Below are 17,776 nucleotides of genomic sequence, written 5' to 3'. Positions count from 1 at the left end.
CGGCCCACGGATGCCCGCCTTGTCAGCCGGTGTTGACGGCTGCGTCGAGTTCGGTGGCGTCCGACCAGCTGCCGTGGAATCCCATGGGAACCCGGTGGTTGAGCTTGATGCGGGCGATGGGTGCGGCCGTGAAGTCCTGGGCCTCCTGGACGATGACCTCGCTGCGGTCGGTGGCCGGGTCCCACCAGATCGACAGCAGCCAGCCGTCGTCCTCGGCCGTGGCGCCGGGACGGGGCACGAACTCGGGTTCACTGGGTGAGGTCAGCACACCGTCGAGCGTCTGGATCGACGTCTTGCCCGTGAGGTGGTCGTGCTTGGCCAGACCGTCGGTGAACCAGTCGCCGGCTCCGCGTGTCGTCGCGTAGTAGCCGTACCGGTGGGACAGGCCGGTCAGTTGATCGTTGATCCGGGGGAATTCCCCCAGTACGTCGGTGAGCTGGCTGTCCTTCGTCTTCCCTGTGGCGAGGTCGAGTTCCCAGCGCCAGGGGGTGGCGACCATGCGCTTGAACCACCAGTTCCAGTCCCCGCCCGGCGGCGGTGACTCCAGATCCTTTTGGGTGGGGCCGAATTGGTCGACGCGGTGCCCGTCGATGACGATCTTCGTGCCGTCCTGGTAGGCGTTGAGGAAGTGGGTCTGGGCGAAGGCATCAGAGGCCTCCACCCAGGTGACCTCACCAGTCCTGCGATGCAGGACAGCCCAGCGACAGGTGTCCAGCGTCTCCGGCTCCCAGGTCGTCGCCGGCCGACCCGTGAGCATGCTCTCGAAGCGGACCATTGCCGGGCTGACCAGGAAGATCGCGTAGTCGGGGGTGACGACGTAGTCATGGGTGAAGGTGGGGACCCCCAGGTCGACCGAGTGACGGTCGAGGATGTTCCCGTGGCGATCGGCTCGATACCACGTGACTGCGCCGTCCATGTTGTCGTGGGTGAGCAAGTCTCCGTTCGCCGGGTCGATCTTGAAGTGGGGACCTATGGGACCGGTGATTCCCCCGCCGAAGTCGTAGCACTGGCTGACGGTCTCCAAGGTGTCCGGCCGCAGGTCGTGCGGCGGGCCTACGGAGAAGACCAGCAGGCGTTTGTCGAAGAGGGTCACGTGCGTGTTGGCGGGGTTCTTCGGGAAAGCGCCGGGCGGAAGGGGGGTAGCGCTGCCGTTCATGAAACTGCCGTAGATCGACCGGCCCAGTTCCATCTCCTCCTTCAGGCCCGCGGTCTCCACGTAGCGGTTGCGGTAGGTCGCGCGGCCGTCGCGCAGGAAGAGGGCGCTGACCATGCCGTCACCGTCGAACCAGTGGTACCGGCTCGGGTCCTCCGGGCGGTAGAACTGGCTGGTGTTCATCCGGTACAGCGCACCGTTCAGCTCGTCCGGCAGACGGCCCTCGATCTCCAGATCGAAGGCTTCGCCCTGCTCGCGCCAGGGTGCGTAAGGCCCGTTGAGAAACATGTTGTCGGAGTCCCACATGGAGGCCCCTCCTCGCTGAAATGTGTCCTGTATGTCGAGACATGGAGCTTGTTAATTGGGATTTTGATGGAACCGTAAATCTGTAGCTATAGGAGTTCAAGCGAAGTGCAGGTTCCGAACTCAAGGTGAAGTGGCGTCAAGTCCGCAGCTGTAAGGCGAATCGTTCGACAAGTCGCTGACCGGGTGACCGCGTGGCTTTGCGCTGGCCGGGGTCGCCCGCACCGGTCGGCGCATGACGGCCCGTCGACTCCAGGGCTGTTGAGTCCGGCACCGCTGACGAAGAAGAGCGTGTCGCCCAGCAGGGAAGAGTCTGCGGTCCGGCCAGTACTCCTGGCCGGACCGCAGAGGCCGCAGAAGCGTCATGGCCCAAGTCGCCGTTCTTGACGGCGGCTCCGACCGGCTCTGCTCAGAACGGGTACCGCTCGATCTTCGCCTGCGCGGTCACCCACTGCACCTCGGTGAAGGTGTCGAGGTTGGCTCCGCCGCCGAAGCGACCGCCGGCCGCGGACGCCTTGGCGCCGCCGAAGGGCGCCACGGCCTCGTCGTCCACGGTCTGGTCGTTGATGTGGACGGCGCCGGACTCGATGCGTTCGGCGAGTTCCAACGCGCCGAACACGTCCTCGGTGAGGATGGCGACCGACAGGCCGTACTCGGAGCGGTTGATCAGCTCGATGGCCTCCTCGACGGTTTCGTAGACGGAGACGGGGGCGACCGGGCCGAAGACCTCGTCGGTGTACGCGGGCGCGTCGTGAGGAACGTCGGCCAGGACGGTGGGCCGGTAGAACAGCCCGTCGTAGCGTCCGCCCGCAGCCAGACGCGCACCCTGGGACACGCTGCGGGTGACGATGTCGTGGACCCTGTCACGCTGGCGCTCGTCGATGATCGGGCCGAGCATGTTCTGAGGATCGGTCGGGTCGCCAACGGTGATGGCCCCGGCCTTCTCCGCGAGCTTGGCCACGTACTGCTCGGCGACGGAGGTGTGCACCAGGTGGCGCCCCGTGGTCATGCAGATCTGTCCCTGGTGCAGGAAGGATCCCCAGGCTCCAGCCGACGCGGCCGCGTCGAGGTCGGCGTCGGGGAGTACGAGGAGGGCGTTGTTACCGCCGAGTTCCAGGTGCACCTTCTTCAGCAGGGGCCCGGCGGCGGCACCGATCGCGCGGCCTGCGGCCGTCGAGCCGGTGAAGGATATGCAGGGCACACCGGGATGGGTCACCAGCCTCTCACCGGCGTCGGCGCCGCCTGGCAGTACGTGCAGGAGCCCTTCGGGTAGCCCTGCCTCGGCCAGGAGTTGGGCGAGAGCCAGTCCTCCCGAGACCGGGGTGCGCGGGTCGGGCTTGAGGACGACGGCGTTGCCCAGGGCGAGCGCGGGCGCCACCGAGCGGATGGAGAGGATGGCGGGAAAGTTGAAGGGCGATATGACCCCGACCACACCGAGGGGGACCCGGCGGGCGAGCGACATCCGCGGCCGTGTACTGCGGAGCAGCTCGCCGTAGGGCTCCGCGGCGAGGGCGGCGGCCTGGAAGAGCTCGGAGACCACCAGACCCGTCTCGAAGGCGGCCTTGCCTGTTCCCGACCCGGCCTCGGGAACGAGCCAGCGCACCAGACGGTCGGGGTCGTTCTGCAGGGCGAACGCCGCCCTGCGGAACACCTCCGCCCGCTGGTCGTAGGGCAACCGGGCCCAGCCCCGCTGGGCCTTCGCTGCGCGTTCGACGGCTCGGCCGACGTCGGCGGGGGAGGCGGCGCCGACCGTGGTGAGCAGCCGGCCGGTGGCCGGTGCCGTCACTTCGAGGGTCCCCCCGTGGCCCTGGATCCAGGTGCCGTCGAAGATCCTGCCGTCCCATGGCAGGCGGTCGGGGGCTGACAAGGTCTCAACTGTCGTGCTCAAGGTGGTCTCCGGGGTCGGTGGGCGGCTCAAGGGGGGCGGTTCAGTGCCTGTCGCTGAGGGCGGACACGCTCTGGTCGAGGACGGCCTGGTCGGCCCAGCTGCCGTGGAAGCCGAACGGCACCCGCACGGGCAGCCGGACCTGGGCCAGCGGCTCTGCGACGAGGTCGGACGCGTCGTGGATCAGCAACTCGCTCAGACCCGTCTCGGGGTTCCACCACAGGGTCAGCAGATAGCCGTCGTTCTCACTGGCCGGGTTGTCACGGGGGACGAACACCGGCTCGCTGGGGCTGGTGAGCGGGTGCGGTCCCTCGACGACGGTCGTGGAGTCCTTGAGGTAGTCGTGCACGGCCAGGCCGTCGGTCATGGTCTCCGGCGCCAGGTCGCGGGTGGTGACGAAGTAGCCGTAGCGGTGCTGGCGGCCGACGTAAGCGTCGTTGATCTTCGGGAATTCACCGGCGACGCCGGAGACGCGGCGGTCACTGACCGTTCCGGTCGTCGTGTCGATCCGCCACTGCCATGAGTAGCCCGGGGGGAACCACTCGTGGGAGCCGAGCGGGGTGAGCGCGTCGGCGGGGCTGCCGATGCGGGAGATCCGGTGCACGTCGATGACGACCTCGTCACCGATCTCGTAGGCGTTGTAGAAGTGTGTGGGCGCGAGCATGCCGCCGGCCTCGTACCACTTCACCTCGTGGGTACGACGGTCCATGAGCACGATCTGGGTGCCGTGCGGCAGCACTGACTCGTCCCAGACCACGCCGGGGCGGCCCTGAGCGATCAGGTCGAGACGGAACAGGTTGGGCGCGACGAAGAAGATCGCGTAGTTCTCGCTCACGACGAAGTCGTGCATGAGTGCCGGGATGCCGATGTCGATGGTGTGGGAGTCGATGACCTGCCCGGTCCGGACATCGGCGCGGTACCAGGTGATGACGGGGCCAGTGGCGGCGAAGAACAGCAGGTCGCCGGTGGCCGGGTCGGTCTTGTAGTGAGCGGTGCACAGGACGTCGATGCCCCCGTGGAAGTCGTAGGCGCCGTACGTCTCCAGCGTCTGCGGGTGCATCGCCGTCGGCAGACCGCCCTCGAAGTAGACGAGCAGGTGGTCGTCGAAGATACCCACATTGGTGTTGGCCACGTTCTTCGCGGGCGGGGCGCCCTTGGGCAGTCGCCCGGCCGTGCCGCCGTTGACGAAGCCGCTGTAGACGGCCTCGCCCTGCTCGACCTCGAACTTCATCGAGTCGGTCGCCACCCAGCCGGTGCGGAAGGCCGCTTTGCCGTCCCGCAGGTAGAGCCCGGCGACCATCCCGTCGCCCTCCCACCAGTGGTAGCGGTCCAGGTTGCGGGGCTGGAAACGGGGGTTGGAGGAGATGCGGAACAGCGCGCCCGCGAGATCGTCGGGGATGGTGCCCTTCACGGGCAGGTCGTAGCCGTGGCTCTCCTCCGCCCACGGGGAGAAGGGGCCGTTCAGCCACTTGTTCTCCGTCGGCCAGTTCTGGCTGGGGCCGGCAGGCTGAGCCTGCGGCGCAACGGACATCGGTGTGGTCGCGACCACGGGGACGGACGGGGTGCTCATGAAGTCCCTTTCATGAAGTCCCCCTCGGCGGGGAACAGCCTCTGCGCCGGGGCTCTTCGGCTCATGGGCCGCTCCGCTGCCCGGTGGACACCACTTCGTGCCCGGCCCGGTCATCTTCGGATGCCGTCCTGCGCGTGTCCTCGGCGCCGTACGACAGATTCGCGCCCCGGCTTTGTCGTCGGGGAGCAGTCGGGGCCTGCGGTCAGGGGGTGATGACCCGGCTGATCTCAAGCGCCAGGAGCAACGGCAGATGGTCCTGCGGCAGGGGTCGGCCCATCAGCTCCTCGGCCCGCTTGACCCGGTAGGCCACGGTGGTGGGCGCCACGAAGAGGTCCTCGGCAGCCAGGCTGCGGCTCCGTCCGTGCGCCAGGTACAGACGCAGCGTCTCCCGGATCGCGGCAACCTTCGGGTCGGGGACGGCCAGCGGTCCCAGGACATCGCGCATATAGCGCTCGGCGTGCTCTGCGTCGGCGGTCAGCAGGGACAGCACAGCGATGTCGGCGTAGGCGTACGTGCCCGGGTCGTCGAGTGCCTGTGCCACCCGCTGGGTCTCCCGGGCCGCCAGGTGGCTGGTCCGGAAACCCTGGTTGCCCCTGGCCGGCGGCCCCAGCGCCGTGTAGACACCGCCGGCGCAGCGTGCTGTCGGCGCCGTACCTTCGCGGATCGAGGCGGTGAGATCCGCCGGCGGTTGCCGGGGCCAGCTCAGCCATACCCATACCTCGGACGTGCCGGTAGGCAGGACGAGGGAGCGTACGGCCTGTGACGCGCCGACGAGATCGGTGGCGAGCCGGTGCAGCGGCGCGGACGAGACCTGCGCCTCCTCCCCGTCGGCTGTCCACAGGATGGCGGCCATATGGTGGTGGCCGAGGTCGAGGCCCAGGGTGTTCTCCACCGCGGTGGGGTCGGCGGGTCGGCCCGCGAGCAGGTCCTCAACGAGCTTGCGGCGGGCCGCCGTGCGACTGCCCGCCCAGTGCTCCCGCTCCGCCGCGTACTGCGTGGTGAACGCCGTGGTCAGCTCTTCCACGTAGGCGAAGGACAGGCGTGCGACGCGCTCGCTCTCGTCGGGCCGGCGGTCGGCTTCGACGAGGAGCCGCAGAGCGGCGAGCAGACGTTCGTAGGTGTGCACGTGGGACGTCCACACGGCCCGCAGGATCCGGTCCAGCGATACGCCCCGGTGCACGAGATCACGGTTGCCGTCGACCGCCTCGGACGGGACGGCGATGAGGCCCGGGGGAGTGTCGTGGAGCAGCCCCCGCAGGATCGCGATGCAGCACGCCTCCACCGACCGGCGTGCCGTCCGCAGCCCCACCGGTCCGTCGGCGATCTCGGGAGACTGTCGGACGCACTTCTCGGCGGCCCCGGCGGCCGTCTCCACCGCCCAGGCCACGGGACCGGGGCCCAGATCGGCTTCGGCCTCGGCGACGGTCGCGGGGGAGGAGGCCGGTGCCGGGCCGGCCGTGTCGCCGTCCGGCCGCAATCCCAGCAGCCACTCACCCGCGCTCGTCATGACGGCCACCTCGCTCGCCTCGCTCATCCGCAGTCCATCATCCTCTGGCCACGGCACCCCGCGAGATCCTGGTGGTCATCCGTGGGCGGCCGGGTCGGGTCCGAGCGGGGCGCGGTCGAACAAGGGGGCCAGCAGCTCGCGTGCCCGTTCCGGGGTGATGACGTCCGCCGGGTCCATCTTCTCGATGCGGCGGCTGCCGGTGTCCTCGTAGATGTGCTCGCCGATCAGGCGGCAGTCCGCGTCGTACGGCCAGAACGACGCCATGTAGTGGGTGAGTTGATAGTAGGCGTCCGGGTCGTCGATGTCCTCGCCCTGCTCGGCCAGGACACGGCCAGGGAGGTGGTGGCCGAAGAAGGACTCGATGGCCAGGCCCCAGTCCGCTACGGCCACGTGGTCGGTAATCGGCCCGAAGACGTTGGCGCGCGCGTCGGTGATGCCCGCGTAGAACGCGCCTATATCGGCCGTGCCGCGTAGATGGAGCGAGGTGCCGTTCTCGTTGATGCGGTAGACGGGCTCGTCGACGATCATGTCCGGCTGGAGGATCTCCCGCCAGCGCCCGGAGACCTCCAGCAGCGCGTGCCTGCGGAAGTTCAGCAGGATCGCCCTGTGCCGCGGGTTGTCCGTGACCGCGAGGAGCGCGTCGGGCTCCTTGACGATGTCGCGTACGTCGAAAACGTTCATGCCAGTGCCTTTCGAGCCGAGTGGTTCAGGGGCGGATCTGCATGGGGTCGCTGGCGTCGACGCCGCCGTCGATGACGTGGACGGCGCCGGTGATGTACGGCGCCTCGTCGCTCAGCAGGAAGGCGACCAGGGCGGCGACCTCGTCGGTCGTGCCCATGCGCCCGAGAGGGCTGTGCTTGTGCAGTGCGGTGAGCGCCGGCTCGCCACCCAGTGCTTCCGTGAGGGGCTGCTGCATCGGTGTCTCGATCAGTCCCGGTGCGATGACGTTCACCCGTACCCCGAGCGGGGCTCCCTCGATCGCGGCGCTGCGGGCCAGGCCGATCACGGCGTGTTTGCTCGCCGTGTACGCCACGATCGCGGCGCTCGCCCGCAGCCCGGCCAGGGAACTGGTGACCACCACGGCGCCGGGCCGGGCGGTGGCACGGAAGTGACGCAGCGCGTCGCGCAGACCGAGGAAGACACCGCGCTGGTTGACCGCGACGACCCGGTCGTAGTCCGCCGCGTCGAGGTCGGCGAACGATCCGAAGGGGCCGGGGACCCCCGCGTTGAGGTGGAACAGATCGACACCGCCGAAGTGGTCGACGGCGGCCCGGAGGTAGACCGCGGCGTCGGGCTCCTGCGACACGTCGGCCGTGATGGCCAGCGCCTGCGGCCCGCACTGTGCGGCGACGGCGGACACGGCGTCCTCGTCGCGGTCGACGAGGGCGACCGAGCAGCCCTCGTCGGCGAGGCGCCGCGCGGTGGCCGCCCCGATCCCGCTGCCGGCGCCGGTCACCAGCGCCACGCGTCCGGTCAGCCCTGCGAAGGACATATCGGCCGCTCCTCAACTCTTAGAAGTCTCGTAAAAGTCCTGTTATTTAGGACTGGTATTTCGATTGGGGGGACAGTAGCTTGCGTCCACACGTCGGTCAACGACATCGAAGGAGTCGCGAAGGTGAGTACTTCGGACACCGCCCTGACCGTGCGGGGACTGGGAAAGAACTTCGGCGGTGTGACGGCGCTCGAAGGTGTCGACCTCACCGTGCGCCGTGCCGAGGCCGTGGCGGTCATCGGGCCGAACGGGGCCGGAAAGAGCACCCTCCTCAAGCTGATCGCCGGGGTGCACCGGCGGGATTCGGGGAGCATCCATCTCGGAGATCACCGGCTGGACCGGTTGCCGCCGCACCGCATCGCCAGACTGGGCGTGGCTCTGGCCCACCAGGTCCCCAGGCCCTTCCACGGCCTGTCCGTCCGCGACAACGTGCGGATCGGGGCCATGGCTGCAGGGCCGCCCATGCGCGGGCCGGAAATCGCTGACCTGCTGGCCCTGTGCCGTCTGGACACCAAAGCCGCCCGTTCCGCGGACTCGCTGCGCGTCCTGGATCTGAAACGACTGGAGGTCGCACGGGCGCTGGCCACCCGGCCGCGGGTGCTCATGCTCGACGAGGTGGCCGCGGGGCTGGTGGGCCGCGAACTCGAAGAGGCGATCGACCTGATTCGCCAGGTCCATGAGCGAGGCACCACCGTGATCCTTGTAGAGCACATCGAACGGGTCGTCCGCGAGATCGTCGACCGCGTTCTGGTGCTCAACTGGGGGCGTCCGATAGCGCACGGCACTCCGGCGCAGATTGCTGTCGACGAGCAGGTGCGCGCGGTCTACCTCGGCGACAGCTCTGCACCGGGCGGCAGCCCTACCGCCCGTTCTCAAGTCGATAGTCAGGACGCGCGGAGTGTAGAGCAGGACGCCGCGGTCACTGTCTCTCAGCGCGGCACCGACGACGTGCTGGTCCTGGACGGAGTCACCTCCGGATACGGCGACATGGTGGCCCTACGGGACTTCTCACTGCGCCTGGGGCGCGGACAGATCGTCACCGTGCTCGGGGCGAACGGCGCGGGGAAGTCCACGCTCTGCGGCACCCTCATGGGCACCGTTGCCACCCGTACCGGCCGCATCACGGCGTTCGGCCGGGACATCACCCGCCTGCCGGTGCACGAGCGGGCCCGCCTGGGCATCGCGTACTGCCAGGAGGGCCGCCGCGTCTTCGGCGATCTGACCGTCGCCGAGAACCTGCGACTCGGCGCCCCGCTCTCGCTGGCCGGGGGCGAGGTGCAAGGCCGGATGGAGCGGGTGCATACCGTGTTCCCGGTGCTCGCCGAACGCGCGGGGCAGCGCGCGGGCACGATGTCCGGCGGGCAACAGCAGATGCTCGCCGTGGGACGCGCCCTCATGGCGGATCCGTCCGTGCTGATCTGTGACGAGATCTCGCTGGGCCTGGCCCCGGTCGCCATCGACGCGTTGTACCGGGCACTCGCCGAGATCAACGCCCAGGGCGTGGCGATCCTGCTCGTCGAGCAGAACGTCAAGCGTGCCCTGGGCATCTGCGACCACGCGGTCGTGCTCTCCCGGGGACGCGTCTCCTACCAGGGCGGATCGGCCGGCCTGCTGGACGACGCGGACCTGGACGCCGCCTACTTCGGCACCGACACCACGGATGCCCCTGTCTCCATCGGAGCTTCGCACTCCGGCTCGCCCGCACGCACCACTGGAGAACCCTCATGAGAACAGTCAGACCGTCCCTGCGCCTGGCCTGCGCCACCGCCTGCGCCGCGTTGCTCGTCGCCGGCTGCGCCGGCAACGACACATCGAGCGCGAGCAGCGCGAGCAGCAGCGGCCCCATCGTGATCGGCACCAGCATCTCCCTGTCCGGCGCCACGGTGCTGACCTCGATCAAGGACGGCTACCAGCTCGCCGTCGACAAGGTGAACGCGGCCGGTGGAGTCGAGGTGGGCGGGGTCAAGCGCAAGATCAAGCTGGTCGTGCTGGACAACCGGAGCGACACCAACACGATGGTGCAGCAGGTCCGCTCCCTGGTGCTCAGCGACCACGCCGTCGCCCTGCTGGGCTCCTGCTGTCAGCAGAACATCGACATGCAGGGTCAGGCCGACGCGCTGAAGACCCCCCTGATCATGGGTGCCCTTCCGGTGGAACTGCTGCCCGCGGGCAACGGCTATGCCTGGGACTCCTTCCAGTCCCTGGCTGACGGCGCCGACAAGTTCTACGAACTCGCCGCCACAGCGTCCACCAACAAGAAGATCCTCATGGTCAACACCAATGACGCCCAGGGCAAGGCCACCGGGCAGCTGTGGGGCGGGCTGGGCAAGAAGGCCGGTTTCACCGTCGCCTCCAGCAAGGCGGTGCCGGGCGGCACCACGGATTTCTCCGACGTCATCCAGTCCGGCAAGTCCACCGGTGCTCAGATACTCATCGTGAACATGACACCACCGGACTGCTTCGCCATGTGGAAGCAGATGAAGGCGCTGGCGTACAAGCCGAAGCTCGCCATCGGCCTGCAGTGCGCCCAGACCCCTGGCTGGAGTTCCCTGGGCCCGCTGGGCGACGGCACCCTCGTCCAGCTGAACTGGACGGACTCCGCGGGACTGCCGGACACCCGGATGATCGTCGACAAGTTCGCCGCGAAGTACCCCGCCCTCAACGATCTGGGCTCGGTCGCGCTCGGCTACCACGAGGCCGAACTCCTGATGAGCGCCATCTCCCGGTCCGGCGACGCCACCCCCGCCGCCATCAACAAGGCCCTCGCCACCACCGACATGTCGTCCGCTCTGGGCCCCGTGAAGTTCAAGGACAACAAGAGCACCACCCCGTCCTTCATCGGGCAGTGGGAGAACGGCAAGATCCAGCAGGTCTGGCCGGCCAAGGGTGCCGTCCCCCTGAAGTCCCTCTCCGGCCTGAGCTGAACCGTCCGCCGAAACGTCAGAAGGGAGTCGAGACATGAGCCTGGACGTGCTGGCCGCCGGCATTCTGGCCGGCGGTCTGTACGCCCTGATCGGCCTGGGGATCTCCCTGGTCTTCGGGGTGCTCGGACTGATGAACCTCGCCCATGGCGAACTCGTCATCGGCGGCGCCTACCTGGCCTCGCTGCTCGTGGTCGACGCCGGCTGGGATCCGCTCGCCGCGCTGCCGCTGGCCATGGCCGCCATGGCGCTGATCGCCTACCCGCTGCAGCGCTATCTGCTCACGCCCCTGCTCAGGGACAGCAGGAGCGCCCCGCTGGTGGCCACCTTCGGCCTCGCACTTCTCGGGCAGGCGCTCTTCCAGGCCGCCTTCGGCACCCACCCCAAGGCGCTGCCCGCCTCCTACGCCGACACCGGCCTGTCCGTGCTCGGCGTACGGGTCCAGACCGTCTACGTCATCGCCTTCGGGCTCGCCGTCGTGCTGTGCGCCGCGACCCACCTGGTGCTCACCAGGACACGGGCCGGCAGCGCGGTGCGGGCGGCCTCAGCCGATCCCGGCACCGCGGCGGTACTCGGAATCGACGTCAACCGCGTCTACGCCATGACCTTCGCCGGTGCGGCGGCGCTCGCCGCGGCCGGCGGAGTGCTCACCGGCGTCGCGCAGAGCTTCACCCCCAGCAGCGGCCTGCCGCTGCTGCTCACCGGCTTCGCCGTGATGGCCCTCGCGGGCATCGGCAGCGTGGGCGGCGTAATGGCGGCGGGCGTGGCGCTGGGCGTTCTCCAGTCCGTCAGCGTCAGCCTCTTCGGCGGCGGCTGGCGTGACGTGGTCGTCTACCTGGCCTTCTTCCTCGTCCTCGCGGTTCGTCCGCAGGGCCTGTTCCGAAAGGCACATGCCGCATGACACCCACGCCCACCCTGCGGCGCTGGTGGCCCGCGCTCGCCCTGCTTCTCGCCACCCTGGTCTGCTTCGCGCTCGGAGGCGTACTCGACCACGGGGCCCTCGACCTCGGCGTCACCCTGCTGTGCTACCTGGCCATCGCCCAGGCGTGGAACGTACTCGCAGGCTTCGGCGGCCTGGTCTCGCTGGGCGCCGCGGCCTTCGTCGCGACCGGCGGCTACGCAGCCGCGCTGCTGCTCGTCCACACCGGCCTGAGCTGGCCCCTGGCCGTAGTGGCGGCGCCGGTCGCCGCCATGCTGCTCGCCCTTCTGCTGTCGGCCGCGCTGCTGCGCCTGCGCGGCGACTACTTCGCCATCGGCACCCTGGCCATCGCCATCGCTCTCCAGGCACTGATCCGCAACTGGGACTGGGCGGGCGGTGCCAGTGGTGTCACCCTGCCCGTCGACTCCGTGCCCAGCGGCGGCAACCTGTTCCAACTCGCCGTGATCGTCGCGGCGCTGGCCATGGCCCTCGCCCTGCACGCGCGGCACAGCGACTTCGGGCTCCGGCTGGCCGCGATCCGCGACAACGAACCGGCCGCCACCGGACTCGGTGTCGCCGTCCGCCGCCACCAGCTCGCCGCGCTGCTCCCGTCCAGCGCGATCACCGGACTGGCCGGGGCGGTGGTCGCCTTCCAGTTCGTCGTCATCTCCCCGGACGGTGTGGCCGGCGTGGCCTGGAGCCTCAACGCCGTGCTGATGGCTGTGGTCGGCGGAACCGGCACCGTGCTGGGCCCGCTCCTGGGCGTGACTGTCGTCTATTACGGCCTCACCCGCGAACTGCAGAATGAGCAGACGCTTTCCCTGGTGATCGAGGGCGTCCTGCTGATCCTCATCGTTCGTTTCGCCCCGCAGGGCGTGTGGCCGATGTTGTGCAGGGCGGCCCGACGCCTGCTCGGCCGACGCTCCCCGAGCGGTCGGCCGACGGCCGACCGCGGTGACGAGGAAGAAACCGTCCCTTCGGGGACCGAGCCTCTCGCCGTGGACCTCGCATGAGTACCGGGGAGTTCACCGGTCGGACCGTCTTGATCACCGGGGGCGGCGGCGGTATCGGGTACGCCACCGCGCAGCTGCTGACCGAGCGCGGCGCCACCGTGGTCGCCTTGGGGCCGGACGATCCGGGTCTCAAGAAGGTCGCCGGTCTGCCCCGGACGACAGCCGTTCCGGGCGACGCCGCCGACGAGAACGACGTACGGCGCGCGGTCGACACCGCGCTCCTGGACGGGGGGCGACTCGACGCCGTGGTGTGCTGCGCCGGCCTCGGTACCTTCGGCACAGTCCTGGACTCGGAGCCCGGCTGGCAGGACACGCTGCGGGCCAACCTGGACACCGCCTACGTGACGACCCGCATCGCGCTGCCCGCGCTGATCGACACCGGCGGTGCCGTGGTGCTCGTGTCCTCGCTCGCGGGGACGCTCGCCGTGCCCGCCGCCGCCGCGTACACCACCTCCAAACACGCCCTCATCGGACTCACTCGGTCGTTGGCCGCCGACTTCGGACCCCTCGGGGTCCGCGCGAACGTGATCTGTCCCGGTGCCGTGCGCACCCCGATGCTCGACCGCGTGATGGACGAGATCGGCTCCCGGTCCGGCCAGGACCGGGATACCGCCTACCGACGTGCCGGATCGCTGGTGCCGCTGCGCCGTGCAGCGGAGCCGTCGGAGATCGCCGAGGTCATCGCGTTCCTCGCCGGGCCGCGCTCGGCGGTCGTCACCGGCGCCGTGCTCATGGCGGACTGCGGTGTCTCCGCGGTGGACCTGAGCCTGTCACCACTCGACCAGAACCTGTCCTGACAACAGACAAGCCAGTCCTGAAAGGGAGATGCCGAGCATGATCACTGGCCTCGGGCACACCGGTTTCTGGGTGTACGACCTGGAGCTGATGCGCGACTTCTACAGCCGCGTGATGGGGTTGACCGTCACCGACGAGGACGAGGAACGGGGGATCGTCTTCCTGTCCGCCCGCCCCGACGAGGAGCATCACGAGTTCGTGCTCCAGCGCGGTCGCACGGCACCCGACGGAGCGAAACTCACGCACCAGGTCTCCTGGCGAGTCGACTCCCTGGAGTCGGTCATCGACTTCCACCACCGCTTTCGTGCCGAGGGCATCGAGGTCCAGCAGGAGGTCACCCACGGCAACGCGATCGGGATCTACTTCTTCGATCCGGAGGGCAACCGCAACGAGGTCTACCTGCGGCTGGAGCGGGACGTGCGCCAGCCCTTCCGTAAAACGATCGACCTCGACCTGCCACCCGAGGAGATCCTCGCGGAGTCCGAGCGGCTGCTGACCGAAGGAGGGCCCGCTTATCAGCCCGTCCAGTGAGTTCGCCGCCCCGTCCCGACGACCACAACGGAGCCCACTTGATGAGTGAATCGACATCGGGAACCAGCCCTCCACCGGGTCAGGCGCAGACCACCGCCGACCCCGCCGTGCTGATCGTCGGTGCGGGCCCCGTCGGCCTGACCGCGGCCCACCTGCTCGGCTCGCTGGGTGTACGGGTCCTGTTGGTCGAGCGCAACACCACCACCAGCGACGCGGCCAAGGCGATCAGCCTGGACGACGAGTCGCTGCGCACCCTGCAGTCCGCGGGCCTGTCCGCCGCGGTGTACCCGATCATCGTGCCCGGTACCGGCACGAGGTACTTCGGCGTGGGCGGCCGCCCGCTGGTGCACGCCCGAGGCAGCGGTGATCGGCGCTTCGGCCACCCCTTCAAGAACCCGTTCGCCCAGCCGGACCTGGAGCGGGTGCTCCAGGCAGAACTGGCCCGTCACCCGCACGTCGAGGCACGCTTCGGCACCCGGCTGGTGGGGCTGGCACAGCACGCCACCCATGTCCGCGTCTCGCTCAGCACCGGCGGTGCCGCCGAGGACCTGGAGGTCTCCTACGTACTCGGGTGTGACGGTGGACGCAGCACAGTGCGCCGGCTGTTGTCCGTTCCCATGCGGGGGCGCAGCTTCCCCGACGAGGTGTGGCTCGTGCTGGACACCCTGGATGACCCGCACCGCGAGCGATACGGCATGCACATCGGTGACCCCTCTCGCCCCACGGTGATCGTGCCCGGTCGCGACGGCCGCTGCCGCTACGAGTTCCTGCTGCGGCCGGGCGAGAGTGCGGCCGGTCAGGAGCCGCCGTTCGATATCGTGCGTCGGCTCCTCCAGCCCTTTCGGGAGATCACTCCGAGGCAGATGGAGCGGGCCGTCGCCTACAGCTTCCACGCGCTGCTCGCCGAGCGACTGCGGGTGGGTCGTTGCTTCCTGCTGGGCGACGCCGCGCACATGATGCCGCCGTTCGCCGGACAGGGCCTCAACTCCGGCATCCGGGACGCTGCCAATCTGTGCTGGAAGCTGACGGAGGTTCTGAATGAGCGGGCTGACGACGCCCTCCTCGACACCTATGACGTGGAACGCCGACCGCACGCCCAAGCGGTGATCGACCTGTCCGTCCGGCTCGGCCGGACCGTCATGACCACCAGCCGCCCGCGTGCACACTTGCGGGATCTGTTGGTGCGCGCCGCACTGCTGACCGGCCCTGGACGCCGCTACCTCACCGAGATGCGCTACCGTCCGGACACCCGGGCACGGAGCGGAGCCGTCGTCCGGCCGGGCAAACGAGTTCACCCGCTCGTCGGCACGGTGCTTTCGCAGCCGCGCGTACTGCTCGGTCCCAGCTACCGACTCGTCCTCCTCGACGATGTCCTCGGCACTGGCTGGAGTCTCCTGGGCGTGGGCCTCACCGAGGCCGACTGGACCTCGGTCGGAGAAGTCGGCCTCCCGCCTGGCACCGAGGTTGATGTGGTCATCGGTGACCTGGCACTCGACCGCGCCACCGAGCGGCCCGCGATCACGGATGCCGACGGTGGCCCCCGGTCCTTTCTTCAGGACCTGGCCGGGCACTTCGTACTCGTACGTCCCGACCGGGTGGTGGCCGCCGTCTTCCCTCCCGACCAGGCGGGCCATGTCGAGGTGGAGCTACGGCGTTCTACCGGCGCCCGCGCCTCCCGCCCAGCCACCCCCGAGAGACCGCCATTCCAAGGAGTACGCCGATGAGGCTCAGCACGGTCCGTCTCCACGACGGGTACCGCACCACGACCGCCGCTCGTCAGGACGGCGACGATTTCGTCCTGCTTCCGTACACCGACGTCGGCACGCTGCTCGCCTCCGGAGCCGACTGGCGAGAACGAGCCGCCAGGGACGGGGACCGGATCCCGCAGGACAGGGTCTCCCTCGCTCCGATAGTCCCGCACCCGAACAAGATCGCCTGCCTGGGACTGAACTACGCCACCCATATCAAGGAGATGGGTCGCCCGACCCCGGCGCACCCCACCCTCTTCGCCAAGTACGACGGCTCCCTGATCGGCGCCCGGGACGACGTTCACATGCCACCGGTCAGCGACGACCTCGACTGGGAGGCCGAACTCGGCGTCGTCATCGGCCTGGCAGGCCGCCCTCTGTCGCGCGAGGAAGCACTGGAGCACGTCGCCGGGTACACGGTCGCCAACGACGTCACGGTCCGGGACTGGCAGCACCGCACCAGGGAGTTCCTCGCCGGCAAGACCTTCGAGGGCACCACTCCGGTAGGGCCCGTCCTCGTCACGCCGGACGAACTCCCCTCCGGCGCCTCCGGGCTGGCCATCGAGTGCGCCGTCGACGGCCAGACCATGCAGAAGTCCAACACCGCAGACCTGCTCTTCGACGTCGCCGACGTCATCGCCTACGTCAGCACCATCATCACGCTGCTGCCCGGCGACCTCATCCTCACCGGCACCCCCGGCGGCGTGGGCGCGGGCCGGGACCCCAAGGTGTTCCTGCGCCCCGGGCAGGAACTCGTGACGACCATCGAGGGCATCGGGGAACTGCGCAACACCGTCGTCAAGGACCATCGGTGACATGCCCCCCACCGACCCGCCCCCAGCCGCTAGAGTGTCCGGCATGTCAGGAACAGTGTCCCCCAGCTACCGCGAGCGTAACTCCACGGCCGATCGGGCCCTCGACATCCTGACCATGTTCGACGACGACCAACTCGTCGTCTCCGGAACGGTCGTGGCGGAGCGGCTGGGTGTGGCCCGCTCCACCGCGTACCGCTACCTCCAGAGCCTGGTCGCCGGGCGTTTCCTCGAAGAGGCGCCCGGCGGCGGCTTCCGGCTCGGCCTGCGGGTCCTGGAGATCGCCCGGCTGGCCCGCCGCAGCTACGGCCTCTCCGAGGTCGCCCTGCCCTTGATGGAGGCACTCGCGGCCGAGGTGCAGGAGACCGTTCTGCTCACCCGCCGCGCCGGCGACCTCGTCGTCTGCGTCGACCGCGCGGAGAGCGAGTCCCGCGCGGTCCGCATCTCCTACGAACGCGGCAGCACCCTCCCCCTCAACGCCGGAGCTGCGGCTCTCGTTCTGCTGGCCTGGAGCCCCGAGGACGAGGCTCGCCGGCTGTTGGGGGCTGCCGAGCTACGCCGTTTCACTCCATCCACCCTCACCGATGTCGATGCGTTGATCGAACGTATGGGCCGCATACGCAGACTCGGCTACTCCGTCACCCGCGGCGAACTCGACCTCGACGTCGTGGGTATCTCCGCGCCGATCCGGAGTCAAGGCGGACAGGTCGTGGCGGCGGTGAGCGTGGCGGCCTTGGCTTCCCGCCTCTACCCCGAGGCGGAGGCCGAGGTCGCCCAGAAGCTGCTGACCACAGCGGGGGAAATCAGCGAGCGCCTGGCCTTGGCCGCTGCCTGAGGCCGCATCGGTCGGCGCCGACGGCCACTTACCGGAGCGTCCAGTCGGGGTGGGCCTGCGTGACCAGGGCGGCGACGACGGCGGGTGCCGCCATCGACGTACCAGACAGGCGGGTGTAGTGGTCGTCAACCGGTCACACCGGGCCCTCGCGGTCGACCTCGTCGATCGGGGTGCCCTGGTCGCGGGCGGCGGAAACTGCGGGCGCCAAAGGGCACGTGCGGCATCTCGTCGATCATTCAGCCGCTACGATCCGGACAGCTGCAGGTTCGCCAGCGGCCACGCCCTTGCCGGA

At 69.5% G+C, this 17,776-nt stretch carries 15 protein-coding genes and 1 pseudogene; 9 read left to right on the top strand and 7 right to left on the bottom strand.

Going from position 1 to position 17,776, the window contains the following annotated elements; genetic code table 11:
• Positions 1–22: 22 nt before the first annotated feature.
• From ACFYO0_RS26910 to ACFYO0_RS26885, 6 genes are all read right to left on the bottom strand, one after another.
• Positions 23–1,459, bottom strand: a complete 1,437-nt coding sequence (locus ACFYO0_RS26910; RefSeq protein ID WP_388680845.1) for a carotenoid oxygenase family protein — start codon at positions 1,457–1,459, stop codon at positions 23–25.
• Positions 1,460–1,865: 406 nt separating this feature from the next.
• Entirely contained in the window at positions 1,866–3,344 is a 1,479-nt protein-coding gene (locus tag ACFYO0_RS26905; RefSeq protein ID WP_388680842.1) for an aldehyde dehydrogenase family protein, read from the bottom strand.
• 40 nt (positions 3,345–3,384) lie between these two features.
• Positions 3,385–4,911: a carotenoid oxygenase family protein gene (locus tag ACFYO0_RS26900; RefSeq protein WP_388680839.1), complete on the bottom strand. Its 1,527-nt coding sequence runs from the start codon at positions 4,909–4,911 to the stop codon at positions 3,385–3,387.
• Positions 4,912–5,113: 202 nt separating this feature from the next.
• On the bottom strand, positions 5,114–6,445 hold the full coding sequence (locus tag ACFYO0_RS26895) for a PucR family transcriptional regulator (protein ID WP_388680836.1): 1,332 nt from the start codon (positions 6,443–6,445) through the stop codon (positions 5,114–5,116).
• A gap of 48 nt (positions 6,446–6,493) precedes the next feature.
• Positions 6,494–7,099 (bottom strand): hypothetical protein, encoded by a 606-nt coding sequence (locus ACFYO0_RS26890; protein ID WP_388680833.1) that lies wholly within the window; start codon positions 7,097–7,099, stop codon positions 6,494–6,496.
• Positions 7,100–7,124: 25 nt separating this feature from the next.
• The gene (locus ACFYO0_RS26885; RefSeq protein ID WP_388680830.1) at positions 7,125–7,910 is read right to left on the bottom strand and encodes an SDR family NAD(P)-dependent oxidoreductase; all 786 of its coding nucleotides are present in this window, start codon (positions 7,908–7,910) and stop codon (positions 7,125–7,127) included.
• 123 nt (positions 7,911–8,033) lie between these two features.
• Here ACFYO0_RS26885 and ACFYO0_RS26880 point away from each other — a divergent pair, with 123 nt between their 5' ends.
• From ACFYO0_RS26880 to ACFYO0_RS26840, 9 genes are read left to right on the top strand one after another with little or no spacing between them, the layout of a single operon-like run.
• A complete protein-coding gene (locus tag ACFYO0_RS26880; protein ID WP_388680827.1) occupies positions 8,034–9,638 on the top strand; it encodes an ATP-binding cassette domain-containing protein in 1,605 nt (534 codons plus the stop codon).
• A complete protein-coding gene (locus tag ACFYO0_RS26875) occupies positions 9,635–10,834 on the top strand; it encodes an ABC transporter substrate-binding protein (protein ID WP_194039043.1) in 1,200 nt (399 codons plus the stop codon). The genes ACFYO0_RS26880 and ACFYO0_RS26875 overlap by 4 nt, the downstream gene beginning before the upstream one ends.
• A gap of 34 nt (positions 10,835–10,868) precedes the next feature.
• A complete protein-coding gene (locus tag ACFYO0_RS26870; protein ID WP_388680823.1) occupies positions 10,869–11,732 on the top strand; it encodes a branched-chain amino acid ABC transporter permease in 864 nt (287 codons plus the stop codon).
• Positions 11,729–12,763 (top strand): branched-chain amino acid ABC transporter permease, encoded by a 1,035-nt coding sequence (locus ACFYO0_RS26865; RefSeq protein ID WP_388680820.1) that lies wholly within the window; start codon positions 11,729–11,731, stop codon positions 12,761–12,763. Before ACFYO0_RS26870 ends, ACFYO0_RS26865 begins: the two co-directional genes overlap by 4 nt.
• On the top strand, positions 12,760–13,560 hold the full coding sequence (locus tag ACFYO0_RS26860; RefSeq protein ID WP_388680817.1) for an SDR family NAD(P)-dependent oxidoreductase: 801 nt from the start codon (positions 12,760–12,762) through the stop codon (positions 13,558–13,560). The genes ACFYO0_RS26865 and ACFYO0_RS26860 overlap by 4 nt, the downstream gene beginning before the upstream one ends.
• A 37-nt stretch (positions 13,561–13,597) precedes the next feature.
• On the top strand, positions 13,598–14,089 hold the full coding sequence (locus ACFYO0_RS26855) for a VOC family protein (protein ID WP_128378984.1): 492 nt from the start codon (positions 13,598–13,600) through the stop codon (positions 14,087–14,089).
• A 41-nt stretch (positions 14,090–14,130) separates the two neighbouring features.
• Positions 14,131–15,813 carry an FAD-dependent monooxygenase gene (locus ACFYO0_RS26850; RefSeq protein ID WP_388680814.1) on the top strand — a complete coding sequence of 561 codons (1,683 nt, stop codon included), beginning with the start codon at positions 14,131–14,133 and terminating at the stop codon, positions 15,811–15,813.
• Positions 15,810–16,652 (top strand): fumarylacetoacetate hydrolase family protein, encoded by an 843-nt coding sequence (locus tag ACFYO0_RS26845; RefSeq protein WP_388680811.1) that lies wholly within the window; start codon positions 15,810–15,812, stop codon positions 16,650–16,652. Before ACFYO0_RS26850 ends, ACFYO0_RS26845 begins: the two co-directional genes overlap by 4 nt.
• A 43-nt stretch (positions 16,653–16,695) precedes the next feature.
• Positions 16,696–17,484, top strand: a complete 789-nt coding sequence (locus ACFYO0_RS26840; RefSeq protein WP_388680808.1) for an IclR family transcriptional regulator — start codon at positions 16,696–16,698, stop codon at positions 17,482–17,484.
• 28 nt (positions 17,485–17,512) lie between these two features.
• Here the strand turns inward: ACFYO0_RS26840 and ACFYO0_RS26835 are convergent.
• Positions 17,513–17,599: pseudogene (locus ACFYO0_RS26835) on the bottom strand (hypothetical protein); the annotation flags it as partial.
• Positions 17,600–17,776: the final 177 nt, after the last annotated feature.

Source organism: Streptomyces sp. NPDC006365 (assembly GCF_042870755.1).
Taxonomy (GTDB): domain Bacteria; phylum Actinomycetota; class Actinomycetes; order Streptomycetales; family Streptomycetaceae; genus Streptomyces; species Streptomyces xiangluensis.
This window is presented reverse-complemented; position numbering and strand designations above follow the sequence as displayed.

Coding starts and splice junctions, on each gene's coding strand:
- ACFYO0_RS26845 (WP_388680811.1), top strand. CDS start 15,810: ATGAGGCTCAGCACGGTCCGTCTCCACGACGGGTACCGCACCACGACC.
- ACFYO0_RS26885 (WP_388680830.1), bottom strand. CDS start 7,910: ATGTCCTTCGCAGGGCTGACCGGACGCGTGGCGCTGGTGACCGGCGCC.
- ACFYO0_RS26850 (WP_388680814.1), top strand. CDS start 14,131: ATGAGTGAATCGACATCGGGAACCAGCCCTCCACCGGGTCAGGCGCAG.
- ACFYO0_RS26890 (WP_388680833.1), bottom strand. CDS start 7,099: ATGAACGTTTTCGACGTACGCGACATCGTCAAGGAGCCCGACGCGCTC.
- ACFYO0_RS26875 (WP_194039043.1), top strand. CDS start 9,635: ATGAGAACAGTCAGACCGTCCCTGCGCCTGGCCTGCGCCACCGCCTGC.
- ACFYO0_RS26895 (WP_388680836.1), bottom strand. CDS start 6,445: ATGAGCGAGGCGAGCGAGGTGGCCGTCATGACGAGCGCGGGTGAGTGG.
- ACFYO0_RS26840 (WP_388680808.1), top strand. CDS start 16,696: ATGTCAGGAACAGTGTCCCCCAGCTACCGCGAGCGTAACTCCACGGCC.
- ACFYO0_RS26855 (WP_128378984.1), top strand. CDS start 13,598: ATGATCACTGGCCTCGGGCACACCGGTTTCTGGGTGTACGACCTGGAG.
- ACFYO0_RS26900 (WP_388680839.1), bottom strand. CDS start 4,911: ATGAGCACCCCGTCCGTCCCCGTGGTCGCGACCACACCGATGTCCGTT.
- ACFYO0_RS26870 (WP_388680823.1), top strand. CDS start 10,869: ATGAGCCTGGACGTGCTGGCCGCCGGCATTCTGGCCGGCGGTCTGTAC.
- ACFYO0_RS26865 (WP_388680820.1), top strand. CDS start 11,729: ATGACACCCACGCCCACCCTGCGGCGCTGGTGGCCCGCGCTCGCCCTG.
- ACFYO0_RS26910 (WP_388680845.1), bottom strand. CDS start 1,459: ATGTGGGACTCCGACAACATGTTTCTCAACGGGCCTTACGCACCCTGG.
- ACFYO0_RS26860 (WP_388680817.1), top strand. CDS start 12,760: ATGAGTACCGGGGAGTTCACCGGTCGGACCGTCTTGATCACCGGGGGC.